The following is an 11,334-nucleotide window of genomic DNA, read 5'->3' as shown; positions in this document are numbered from 1 at the left end:
CTCCCGTTCTGGCTCTCGGCCGGAGGGGGCCGAGCTTCGCGGGAAAGCTAGCGCTCGGAGATCGCCCGGCGATGACGCCGCAGCGTTTCGTGACCGGCTGGGGGCTCCGAGCAAAAGCGGCATGAGAACAAATCACGCCGGCCCGATTCGGAGATGATTCGTTCGCACGAGAACGAATCGGAGCCGAATCGGGACGTCTCCTTTCGTTCTGATTTTAATCAAAAATTATCAAATACTGTTATGCATCGGTTAACCACGAAGTCAAAACCGACACCTTGGGCGCGAGACGCAACCGTATGGCAACCCGCCCGCGGGTAACCTGCTTCTCTTTTGATCATTAGGCCCGAACGTCTCACACGGGCGGTCTCCGGGACGGACAGGCGCGCAAGGATTCATGGGCTGGCTGGAAAACGCCGCGGGGCGGCGTCTCATCACCTACCTGATCACGGAGACGCGCCCGGCGCCGCAGCACATCTGCGACCTCGCCACCCTGCGCGCCACGCTTCAGGTGGGCGACGTGATCCTGATCGCCGGCCGGTCGCGGGTGTCGTCGGTGATCCGGCGCATGACGTCGTCGATCTGGTCCCACGCCGTGCTCTACGTGGGCGACCTGCTGGAGACGGCGGAGCCGGACGGCGAGCGCCACACGCTGGTGGAGATGGAGCTCGGCATCGGCTGCGCCTCGGCGCCGCTGTCGAAATACGCCCGCGAGCACATCCGCATCTGCCGCCCGCACGATCTCGACCTGCACGAGCGCGAGCAGGTGGCGCGCTACTGCATCCTGCGGCTCGGCTACGAGTACGACGTCAAGAACGTGCTCGACCTAATGCGCTATCTGGCGCCGGTCCCGTTCGTCTCGGCGCGGATGCGGCGGCGGATGCTGGCGCTGGGGTCGGGCCTGCCGACGCGGGCCATCTGCTCCTCGCTGATCGCCCGCGCCTTCGAGCGGGTGCGCTACCCGATCCTGCCGGACGTCGAGACCCTGTCCGACGAGGGCCTGCGGCGCGAGATCCTGCACATCCGGCACCACTCGCTCTACATGCCGCGGGACTTCGACATCTCGCCCTATTTCCAGATCGTGAAGCCGGCGCTGGCGCAGGGCTTCGACTACCGCAAGGTGGTCTGGGCCGAACGGCGCGCCCGGCCGCGCGGGCCGCAGCCCGCCCCGGCGGAGTGAGGCGTTCAGCCCGCCCGGCGCGGCGCCTTCCGCACCACCGACTGGGCCTCGATCGCCCGCGCCGCCACCCGGAAGTCGTGGGCGGGATAGACGCCGAGGATCGCGAGTTCGGTTGAGAAGAACTTCAGCTCCTCCAGCGCCCGCTTCAGCGCCGGATCGCGGGGATGGCCCTCCACGTCGGCGTAGAACTGGGTGGCGGTGAAGCCGCCGTCGAGCTGGTAGCTCTCCAGCTTCGTCATGTTGACGCCGTTGGTGGCGAAGCCGCCCAGCGCCTTGTAGAGCGCGGCCGGGATGTTGCGCACCTTGAACACGAAGGTGGTGACGGTGAGTCCCGCCCCCGCCGGCGCCCAGCGCTTCTCCCGCGACAGCACCACGAACCGGGTGGTGTTGTTCTCGAAATCCTCGACGTTGCGGGCCAGAATCTCGAGGCCGTAGACGCTGGCCGCGAGCTCGGAGGCGAGCGCGCCGCGCGCCGGATCGCCGGCTTCGGCGATCTCGCGGGCCGAACCCGCGGTGTCGGCGCCGATGACCGGCGTCAGGCCGAGCTCCCGGAGCTTGCCCCGGCACTGGCCGAGCGCCTGCACATGGCTCTGGACCGCCGTCAGCCCGTCCAGCGTGGCGCCCTTCACCGCCATGAGCTGGTGATGGATCGGCATGAAATACTCGCCGATGATGTGAAGGCCCGCCGAGGGCATCAGGTGGTGGATGTCCGCCACCCGGCCGTTGGCCGAATTCTCGATCGGGATCATGCCGAGATCGCAGGCGCCGGAGGACACCGCCGCCAGCGCGTCCTCGAAGCTCGCGTAAGGGGCGGGCTCCATCTCCGGGAACACCCGGTCGCAGGCGAGATGGGAGTTCGCCCCCGGCTCGCCCTGATACGCGATCCTGCCGCTCTGGCCCATCGCGCTCACAGCCCTTCCGCCGCGTGGATCAGCATGACGCGGGCGCGCTCGAGGTCGGAGGCGGTGTCGACGCCGAGCGGCACCACGTCCACCTTCACCGCGTCGATGCGCATGCCGGCCTCGATCGCCCGGAGCTGCTCCAGCTTCTCCCGCAGCTCCAGCGGCGACGGGGGCAGCCGCACGAAGCGCTCCAGCGCGGAGCGGCGATAGGCGTAAAGCCCGATGTGATGGTAGAGCGGCCCCGGCCCCGCGGGCGCGGTGGCGCGGGTGAAGTAGAGGCAGCGGAACCGGCCGGGCGACACCTCCGCGCCGACCATCTTCACCACGCTCGGCTCGGTCTTCTCCTCCTCGCGGACGATCTCCGCCACCAGCGTGGTGATGTCCACCTCCGGATCGTCCAGCGGCGCGAGGCTCGCCCGGATCGCCGCCGGATCGAGCGTGGGCAGGTCGCCCTGCACGTTCACGATCACGTTGAAATCGCAGTCGGGATCGAGCGCCTCCACCGCCTCGTGGATGCGGTCCGAGCCGGACGCGTGGTCGGGACGCGTGAGCACGGCCTGACCGCCCGCGTTCACGATCGCCTCCGCCACGTCGGGCGAATCCGTCGCCACCACCACCGGCCCGACGCCCGCCTCCTTCGCCCGCCGCCAGACGTGGACGATCATCGGATCGCCGTGGATGTCGGCCAAGGGCTTGTTGGGGAGCCGCGTCGCGGCGAGGCGGGCGGGCACCAGCACCAGCGGGCGCAGCGGATTTCGGAGACTGGGCATGACGGCGGATCCGCTTGGGTCTTGAAGCGATTGAGGTCTGGCGCGGGCGCGGTGGTCCGGCGCGCCGGTGATAGCCGGTTTGCGCGCGTGTCGCAAAAGCGCGAAAGCCGCGGCCGAAGATCGCCGAAAGTATGAGCGCAAAGGCTGTGGAGACATGGATTTTTAGAATTGGGACAATTATTGTCCGCGCGCCGCTGCGGCGGGGCCTACCAGATGGAGACGATATGGACGCCTTCCAGTTGAACAAGATCGCCGGCGCGGTGCTCGGCTCTCTGACCGTCGTCCTGGGCGTCAACGCCATCGCGAGCGCCGTGTTCAAGGACAAGGAGCCCGAGAAGCCGGGCTACGAAGTCGCCGCGAAGGCTCCGGAAGGCGCGGCCCCGAAGGCCGCCGGCGGCGCGGAGGGCGCGGGCGTGCTCGCCCTGCTCGCCAAGGCCGACGTCGCCAAGGGCGAAAGCGCCGCCAAGAAGTGCGGCGCATGCCACTCCTTCGACAAGGGCGGCGCCGCCAAGGCCGGCCCGAACCTCTATGGCGTCATCGGCCTGAAGCACGCCCATCAGGACGGCTTCGGCTATTCGGCCGCCATGAAGGCCACCGCCGACAAGACCTGGGACTTCGCGGCCATGGACAAGTGGCTCGAAAGCCCGAAGGGCTACATCTCCGGCACCTCCATGGCCTTCGCCGGCATCAAGAACCCGGAGGAGCGCGCCAACCTGATCGCGTACCTCAACAAGAACTCCGACAAGCCGGTCGAGATTCCTGCGGCGGGCGCGGCCGCTCCGGCCGCCGCCGCCGGCGCGGCTCCCGCGGCCCCCGCGGGCGGCGGCGACGACATCAAGGCGCTGGTGGCCTCCGCCGACCTCAAGAAGGGCGAGTCCGCGTCCAAGAAGTGCGGCGCCTGCCACTCCTTCGACAAGGGCGGCGCCGCCAAGGCCGGTCCGAACCTCTACGGCATCCTGGGCCTGAAGCACGCCCACCAGGACGGCTTCGGCTACTCCGCCGCCATGAAGGCGACCGCGGACAAGACCTGGGACGTGGAGACCATGAACAAGTGGCTGGAGAGCCCGAAGGGCTACGTGCCGGGCACCTCCATGGCCTTCGCCGGCATCAAGAACCCGCAGGAGCGGGCGGCCCTCATCGCCTGGCTGAACCAGAACTCCGACAAGCCGCTCGATCTCGGCGGCGGCGCGGCCCCGGCCGCCGCCCCGGCTGAAGAGAAGAAGACCGAAGCCGCTCCTGCGCCGGCCGCCCCGGCTCCGGCCGCGCCGGCTGAAGAAAAGAAGACCGAGGCCGCTCCGGCCGCGCCTGCTCCCGCCGCTCCCGCCGAGGAGAAGAAGGCCGAGGCTCCGGCCGAACAGCCGGCGGCGCCCGCCGCGGCCTCCGGCGCCCCGATCGCCGAGCGCCTCGCCTCCGCCGACCTCGCCGCCGGCGAGAAGGCCGTGGGCGAGAAGTGCGCGGTCTGCCACACGCTGAAGAAGGGCGAGGCGGCGAGCGCCGGCCCGAATCTCTACGGCGTGGTCGGGCTCAAGCACGGCCATCAGGAAGGCTTCGAATACTCCGACGCCCTCAAGGCCAAGCCGGGCGACTGGACCTTCGACCAGCTCGACCTGTGGCTGACCAACGCCGACGCCTACGCTCCCGGCACCATGATGTTCATGGAGATCGAGGACGCGCAGGAGCGGGCCAACATCATCGCCTTCCTGAACAAGAACTCGGACACTCCGCTGCCCCTGCCGGGCAAGTGATCCCGAGACGAACGACGATGCTTCGAAGGCCGGGCCCCAGCGCCCGGCCTTTCTTTTTGGGCCGGGCGGGAGGGCCGCGAGGGACTCACGTTCGCGTCAGGCCGGGCCCGCGTCTGGAACCCGCCGCGTTTCGGGGCATAATGCGCGCCGACCGCTTCGCCGACGCATGGGAATCCGCTCGCAGATGACGCTTCGCCTCGCCGCCGCCTTCGCCGCCGCGCTCGCCTTCGCTCCGCAGGCCTTCGCCCAGGAGCCCCAGCCCGCGCCGCAGGAGGCCGCGGCTCTGGCGGCGCCCGCCGCGGACGCGTGGAAGCACGGCCTGTCGCTGTTCGGCGACGTGAAGTACCCGGCCGACTTCAAGCGCTTCGACTATGTGAACCCGGACGCGCCCAAGGGCGGCGCGGCGCGCCTGGCGACGCTCGGCACCTTCGACAGCCTCAACGGCTTCATCCGCAAGGGCAACCCGGCCGCGGGCACGGGCCTGCTCTACGACACGCTGATGACGAGCTCCTACGACGAGCCCGCCACCGAATACGGCCTGATCGCCGAGGCGGTGAAGCACCCGGCCGACTGGTCCTCGGTGACGTTCCGGCTGCGTCCGGAGGCGAGGTTCAACGACGGCTCGCCGATCACGGTCGAGGACGTGATCTGGTCCTTCGACACGCTGAAGCGCGTCAACCCGATGATGGGCTTCTACTACAAGGACGTGGTCAAGGCCGAGAAGACCGGCGAGCGCGAGGTCACCTTCACCTTCGCCGGTCCGGGCAACCGCGAGCTGCCGCAGATCATGGGCCAGCTTCAGGTGCTGCCGAAGGCGTGGTGGGAGGGAACCGACGCCACCGGCAAAAAGCGCAACATCGAGGAAGGCGCGCTCGAGAAGCCGCTCGGCTCCGGGCCCTACCGGGTGAAGGACTTCGCCCCCGGCCGCTGGATCGCCTACGAGCGCGTGGCGGACTACTGGGGCAAGGATCTGCCGGTGCGGGTGGGGACGCACAACTTCGGCGAGATCCGCTTCGACTACTTCCGCGACACCACCGTGATCGTCGAGGCGTTCAAGGGCGACCAGTACGACTGGCGCGAGGAGAACAGCGCCAAGAACTGGGCGACGGCCTACGACTTCCCGCCGGCGAAGGACGGCCGGGTCGTGCTGGAGACCTTCAAGGACTCGGAATCCGGCCGGATGCAGGGCTACGCCTTCAACACCCGCCGCGACAAATTCACGGATCCGCGCGTGCGCCGCGCGTTCAACCTCGCCTTCGACTTCGAGGAAATCAACAAGACCATCATGTTCGGACAGTATGTCCGCATCGACAGCTACTTCTACGGCACGGAGCTGGCGTCGAAGGGGCTGCCCGAGGGCCGCGAGCTCGAAATCCTTGAGAGCGTGCGCGACAAGGTTCCGGCCGAGGTCTTCACCGCGCCTTACGCCAACCCCACCGGCGGCTCGCCCGAGAAGACCCGCGAGAACCTGCGCGAGGCGGTGCGGCTGCTGAAGGAGGCCGGCTGGACCGTGCGGCAGGAGGCGCGCGAGGACGGCGAGGTCTCGTTCATCGACAAGGCGCTCCGGGCGGTCGGCCTGTCCTCGGCGCCGACCCGGCCGGTGCTGCGCAACGGCAAGGGCGAGCCCTTCACGCTGGAGTTCATCTACAACGACCCAAGCGCCGAGCGGTCGCTGAGCTTCTACCGTCCGGCGCTGGAGCGTCTCGGCGTGCAGGTGAGCCAGCGGCTGCTGGACGACAGCCAGTACATCAACCGCATCCGCTCGTCGGACTTCGACGTCATCACCATGGGCTGGGGGCAGTCGCTCTCGCCCGGCAACGAACAGCGCGACATGTGGGGCTCGGAGGCCGCGGACCGGCAGGGCTCCCAGAACGTGGTCGGCATCAAGGACGCCGGGATCGACGCTCTGATCGAGAAGGTGATCTACGCCCGGGATCGCGACGAGCTGGTGGCCGCCACCCGCGCGCTCGACCGGGTGCTGCTGGCCCACAACTACGTGGTGCCGCAGTTCACCAGCGTCGAGGACCGCACAGCGCGCTGGAACCGCTTCGCCCGGCCCGACAACCTGCCGCCCCGGGGCGCCATGTTCCCGACGCTGTGGTGGTTCGACGCGGAGAAGGCCAAGGCCACCGGAGGCCGCTCGTGAGCCGGGCGCCGTCCCGCCGCGACGTCCTCGCCTATGCGGGCGTGGCGGCCGCGCTGCCCTGGGCCGCGCCCCGGCTCGCCCATGCGGAGAGCGAAGGCGCGCCGGCCGCAGCCTCCGCCGTGGAGGGCGATCCCAGGGCCTTCGGGCCGGAGCGGCACGGCCTCTCGGCCTTCGGCGACCTGAAATACGCGCCCGACTTCAAGGCCCTCGCCTATGTGCGCGCCGACGCGCCCAAGGGCGGGACCTTCAGCCACACCGCGCACAACACCTCGCTGAACCAGAGCCTGACCACCTTCAACACCTTCAACGCTTACATCCTGAAGGGCGAAGGCGCGCAGGGCATGGCGCTGAACTTCGACAGCCTGATGGCGCGCGCCGCCGACGAGCCGGACGCGCTCTACGGTCTGGTCGCGGCCTCGGTCGCGGTCTCCGGCGACGGCCTCGCCTATCGGTTCCGGCTTCGGCCCGAAGCCCGGTTCCATGACGGTTCGCCTCTGACCTCGGCGGACGTGAAATGGTCGCTGGAGACGCTGAAGGCCAAGGGCCACCCGCTCGTCGCCCAGTCGATCCGCGACCTCGACACGGTCGAGGCCCCCTCGGACGACGTGGTGATCCTGCGGCTGAAGCCGAACCGCACCCGCGACCTGCCGCTGACGCTGGCCGCGCTGCCGATCTTCTCCAGGGCCTGGTACGCGACCCGCGCCTTCGAGGAGGCGACCATGGAGCCGCCGCTCGGCTCCGGCCCGTACAAGGTCAGCCGGTTCGAGCAGGGCCGCTACGTGGCCTATGAGCGGGTCAAGGACTGGTGGGCGAAGGATCTGCCCGTGGCCGTCGGCCAGTGGAACTTCGACCAGATCCGCTACGAGTTCTTCCGGGACCGGGACGTGGCGTTCGAGGCCTTCAAGGGCCGGGCCTATCTGTTCCGGGAGGAGTTCACCTCCCGCGTCTGGGCCACCGGCTATGAGTTCCCGGCGGTGCGCGAGGGCAAGGTGAAGCGCGAGACGCTGCCGGACCTCACCCCCTCCGGGGGACAGGGCTGGTTCTTCAACCTGCGGCGGGGGAAGTTCCAGGACCCCAGGGTCCGGCAGGCGCTGAACCTCGTGTTCGACTTCGAGTGGATGAACCGCAACCTGATGTTCGGGGCCTACAAGCGCACGGTCTCCGTGTTTCAGGGCGCGCCCGAGATGATGGCGACCGGGCCGGCCGAAGGCGCGGAGCTCAAGCTGCTGGAGCCGTTCCGCGGCAAGATTTCCGACGACGTCTTCGGCGCGCCGTGGACGCCGCCGGTCAGCGACGGCTCGGGCCAAGACCGCCGGCTGATGCGCGAGGCGGTGCGGCTGATGCGCGAGGCCGGCTGGACCATCACGAACGGCCGGGCCACGAACGCCGCGGGCGAGCCGTTCGCGATCGAGTTCCTCGAATACGAGCCGGGGCTCCAGCCCCATGTGAGCGCCTACATCAAGAACCTCAAGCAGTTCCTCGGCATCGACGCCGCCATCCGCCAGGTGGACGCGGCGCAGTACCAGAACCGGCTGAAGAGCTTCGACTTCGACGTCATCAGCCTGCGCATGAGCATGTCGCCCACCCCGGGCGAGGGCCTGCGGCAGGTCTACTCCTCGGAATCCGCCAAGCTCGAAGGCTCGCAGAACCTGTCCGGCGTGGCCGATCCGGCGGTGGACGCGCTGGTGGAGGCCATCGCCGCGGCGAAGACGCGGGACGAGCTCAACGTGGCCTGCCGCGCGCTCGACCGGGTGCTGCGCTCGCTGCGCAACTGGGTTCCGGCCTGGTACAAGGACACCCACACGCTGGCCTATTGGGACGCCTTCGGCCACCCGGCGGAGAAACCCCGCTACGAGCGCGGCGCGCCCGACGTCTGGTGGTGGGACGAGGACAAGGCCGCCAGGGCGGGAGTGCGGCCGTGATCCGGCTCATGGCGCCCCGCGCCGCGTCCTCCGCGCGCACGGGTTTCGCGGGCTCTCCGCCCGCCTCGATGAAGGTCTGATCCCGCATGCTCGCTTACGTCGCGCGGCGCCTGCTGCTGATCGCGCCCACCATCCTCGGCATCATGCTGATCTCCTTCGTCATCATCCAGTTCGCGCCCGGCGGGCCGGTGGAGCGGGTGATCGCGCAGGTGAGCGGACAGGACACCTCCGCCACCGCCCGTTTCTCCGGCGGCTCGGGCTCGGACCTGTCCGCCGCGCAGACCCAGCGCGGCGCCTCCAACGACCCGATCACCTCCAAATACCGCGGCGCTCAGGGGCTCGACCCCGAGTTCATCAAGCAGCTGGAGAAGCAGTTCGGCTTCGACCGCCCGGCCCATGAACGCTTCGTCAAGATGGTGTGGGACTACGCCCGGTTCGATTTCGGCCGCAGCTACTTCCGCGACATCGACGTGGTGGACCTGATCCTGGAGAAGATGCCGGTCTCGATCTCGCTCGGGCTGTGGATGACGCTGATCTCCTACGCGATCTCGGTCCCGCTCGGCATCGCCAAGGCGGTGCGCGACGGCTCCCGCTTCGACGTCTGGACCTCCACCGTCATCGTGGTGGGCTACGCCATCCCGAGCTTCCTGTTCGCGATCCTGCTGATCATCCTGTTCGCCGGCGGCAGCTTCCTCGACTGGTTCCCCTTGCGCGGCCTCACCTCCGACAACTGGAACGAGCTCTCGCTGTGGGGCAAGATCGTCGACTACTTCTGGCACCTGACGCTGCCGCTGATCGCGCTCGGCATCTCGGCCTTCGCCACCACCACGCTGCTCACCAAGAACTCGTTCCTGGACGAGATCCGCAAGCAGTACGTCCAGACCGCACGCATGAAGGGCCTGACCGAGAATCAGGTGCTCTACGGCCATGTGTTCCGCAACGCCATGCTGCTGCTGATCGCGGGCTTCCCCGGCGCCTTCATCGGCGCCTTCTTCACCGGCTCGCTGCTGATCGAGACCATCTTCTCGCTGGACGGACTCGGGTTGCTGGGCTTCGAGTCCGTCGTCAACCGCGACTACGCCGTGGTGTTCGCCAGCCTCTTCATCTTCTCTCTGCTCGGCCTCGTCGTCTCGCTGATCTCGGACCTGAGCTACATGTGGGTCGACCCCCGCATCGACTTCGAGGCGCGGGAGGTGTGACATGACCGACGCCGCCCTCGCCGTTCCGCCGCCCTCGCCCGGCGCCCCGCCCATGCCGGCCGCGCCCAAGCGCGGCCCGTCTCCGATCAACCGCCGCCGGCTCGCCAACTTCAAGGCCAACCGGCGCGGGTTCTGGTCGCTGATCCTGTTCCTGATCCTGTTCGTGCTGAGCCTCGGCGCGGAGCTGATCGCCAACGACAAGCCGTTCCTCGTGAAGCACGACGGCGCGTTCTATGTCCCGGCGCTGAAGTTCTACCCCGAGACCGCCTTCGGCGGCGACTTCGAGACCGAGGCCGGCTACCGCGACCCCTATCTCCAGGACCTGATCAAGCAGTCCGGCGGCTACATGATCTGGCCGCCGGTGCGCTACTCCTACGACACCATCAACCTCAACCTGCCGACGCCGGCCCCCTCGCCGCCCACCTGGCTGCTGACCGACGCCCAATGCGCAAAGGCCATGGCCGACCGCACGCCCGACGGCGATCCGGTGGCGCAGCAGGGCGGGGCCGCGCCCCGCGCCAAGGGCTGCGGCGACCTTGAATGGAACTGGCTCGGCACCGACGACCAGGGCCGCGACGTGCTGGCCCGGCTGATTTACGGCTTCCGGCTCTCGGTGCTGTTCGGTCTGGCGCTGACGCTGCTGTCCTCGGTCATCGGCGTCACGGCCGGCGCGGTGCAGGGCTATTTCGGCGGCTGGATCGACCTGCTGTTCCAGCGGGTGATCGAGATCTGGACCTCAGTGCCCACCCTCTACCTGCTGATCATCATCTCGGCGGTGCTGACGCCGAGCGTGTGGGTGCTGCTCGGCATCCTGCTGCTGTTCTCCTGGACGGCGCTGGTGGGCGTGGTGCGGGCGGAGTTCCTGCGCGGCCGCAACTTCGAATATGTGCGCGCCGCCCGCGCGCTCGGCGTGTCCGATCGGGCGATCATGTTCCGGCATCTGCTGCCCAACGCCATGGTGGCCACGCTGACCTTCATGCCCTTCATCCTGTCGGGCTCGATCTCGACGCTGACCGCGCTCGACTTCCTCGGCTTCGGCCTGCCGCCGGGCTCGCCGTCGCTCGGGGAGCTGCTGGCCCAGGGCAAGGCCAACCAGCAGGCGCCCTGGCTCGGCATCTGCGGCTTCGTGGTGATCGGCCTGATGCTGTCGCTGCTGATCTTCGTAGGCGAAGCCGTGCGCGACGCCTTCGACCCGAGGAAGACGTTCCGGTGAGGCGGGTGTAGGATGGCGGCCATGGAGCGCGAGAAGATCATCCGCGACAATTACCCCGTCGAACGCCTGCCCGAGGACCTTCGGGCGGGCCTCGACGCCGGCGCGCGGGTGAAGGTGACGGTGGAGGGGCCGGCCAGCGGGCTCGACTCCTTTCGCGCGCGGGTCAGAGAGCTGCAAAACGCCGGCCTTCTGAAGGTCGAGACGCTTGAGGAAACCACCCGGCGGACGCGCGCGCTCCGCGACGAGTGGGACCGCTGACC

9 protein-coding genes are annotated in these 11,334 nt (G+C 69.0%); 7 read left to right on the top strand and 2 right to left on the bottom strand.

Annotated elements, in window-relative coordinates:
• The first annotated feature begins 394 nt into the window (after positions 1–394).
• Positions 395–1,177, top strand: coding sequence for a lipo-like protein (locus PKE85_RS00290; protein WP_271202788.1), 783 nt, complete (start codon positions 395–397; stop codon positions 1,175–1,177).
• Positions 1,178–1,182: 5 nt separating this feature from the next.
• Here PKE85_RS00290 and PKE85_RS00285 read toward each other — a convergent pair whose 3' ends face one another.
• On the bottom strand, positions 1,183–2,079 hold the full coding sequence (locus tag PKE85_RS00285) for a prephenate dehydratase (protein ID WP_271202787.1): 897 nt from the start codon (positions 2,077–2,079) through the stop codon (positions 1,183–1,185).
• A gap of 5 nt (positions 2,080–2,084) precedes the next feature.
• Positions 2,085–2,849: a 3-deoxy-manno-octulosonate cytidylyltransferase gene (locus PKE85_RS00280; protein ID WP_271202786.1), complete on the bottom strand. Its 765-nt coding sequence runs from the start codon at positions 2,847–2,849 to the stop codon at positions 2,085–2,087.
• 224 nt (positions 2,850–3,073) lie between these two features.
• On the opposite strand from PKE85_RS00280, the gene PKE85_RS00275 reads away from it, so the two are divergent.
• From PKE85_RS00275 to PKE85_RS00250, 6 genes are all read left to right on the top strand, one after another.
• Positions 3,074–4,594, top strand: a complete 1,521-nt coding sequence (locus PKE85_RS00275) for a c-type cytochrome (protein ID WP_271202785.1) — start codon at positions 3,074–3,076, stop codon at positions 4,592–4,594.
• A gap of 184 nt (positions 4,595–4,778) precedes the next feature.
• Positions 4,779–6,740, top strand: a complete 1,962-nt coding sequence (locus PKE85_RS00270; RefSeq protein WP_271202784.1) for an extracellular solute-binding protein — start codon at positions 4,779–4,781, stop codon at positions 6,738–6,740.
• Complete coding sequence (locus PKE85_RS00265; protein ID WP_271202783.1) at positions 6,737–8,662, top strand: extracellular solute-binding protein; 1,926 nt, start codon at positions 6,737–6,739, stop codon at positions 8,660–8,662. Before PKE85_RS00270 ends, PKE85_RS00265 begins: the two co-directional genes overlap by 4 nt.
• Before the next feature lie 86 nt (positions 8,663–8,748).
• On the top strand, positions 8,749–9,861 hold the full coding sequence (locus PKE85_RS00260) for a microcin C ABC transporter permease YejB (protein WP_271202782.1): 1,113 nt from the start codon (positions 8,749–8,751) through the stop codon (positions 9,859–9,861).
• A gap of 52 nt (positions 9,862–9,913) precedes the next feature.
• On the top strand, positions 9,914–11,074 hold the full coding sequence (locus PKE85_RS00255; protein WP_271202853.1) for an ABC transporter permease: 1,161 nt from the start codon (positions 9,914–9,916) through the stop codon (positions 11,072–11,074).
• Between the two features lie 21 nt (positions 11,075–11,095).
• The gene (locus tag PKE85_RS00250; RefSeq protein WP_271202781.1) at positions 11,096–11,332 is read left to right on the top strand and encodes a hypothetical protein; all 237 of its coding nucleotides are present in this window, start codon (positions 11,096–11,098) and stop codon (positions 11,330–11,332) included.
• Positions 11,333–11,334 lie beyond the last annotated feature (2 nt).

Origin of the sequence: Methylopila jiangsuensis, assembly GCF_027922305.1 — a bacterium.
GTDB lineage: Bacteria > Pseudomonadota > Alphaproteobacteria > Rhizobiales > Methylopilaceae > Methylopila > Methylopila jiangsuensis.
Note: the sequence above shows the minus strand (reverse complement) of the source record. Positions and strands in the feature narration are given on the sequence as shown.

Excerpts from the sequence above, each read along its gene's own strand:
- PKE85_RS00290 (WP_271202788.1), top strand. The coding sequence starts at position 395 with ATGGGCTGGCTGGAAAACGCCGCGGGGCGGCGTCTCATCACCTACCTG.
- PKE85_RS00285 (WP_271202787.1), bottom strand. The coding sequence starts at position 2,079 with ATGGGCCAGAGCGGCAGGATCGCGTATCAGGGCGAGCCGGGGGCGAAC.
- PKE85_RS00280 (WP_271202786.1), bottom strand. The coding sequence starts at position 2,849 with ATGCCCAGTCTCCGAAATCCGCTGCGCCCGCTGGTGCTGGTGCCCGCC.
- PKE85_RS00275 (WP_271202785.1), top strand. The coding sequence starts at position 3,074 with ATGGACGCCTTCCAGTTGAACAAGATCGCCGGCGCGGTGCTCGGCTCT.
- PKE85_RS00270 (WP_271202784.1), top strand. The coding sequence starts at position 4,779 with ATGACGCTTCGCCTCGCCGCCGCCTTCGCCGCCGCGCTCGCCTTCGCT.
- PKE85_RS00260 (WP_271202782.1), top strand. The coding sequence starts at position 8,749 with ATGCTCGCTTACGTCGCGCGGCGCCTGCTGCTGATCGCGCCCACCATC.
- PKE85_RS00255 (WP_271202853.1), top strand. The coding sequence starts at position 9,914 with ATGCCGGCCGCGCCCAAGCGCGGCCCGTCTCCGATCAACCGCCGCCGG.
- PKE85_RS00250 (WP_271202781.1), top strand. The coding sequence starts at position 11,096 with ATGGAGCGCGAGAAGATCATCCGCGACAATTACCCCGTCGAACGCCTG.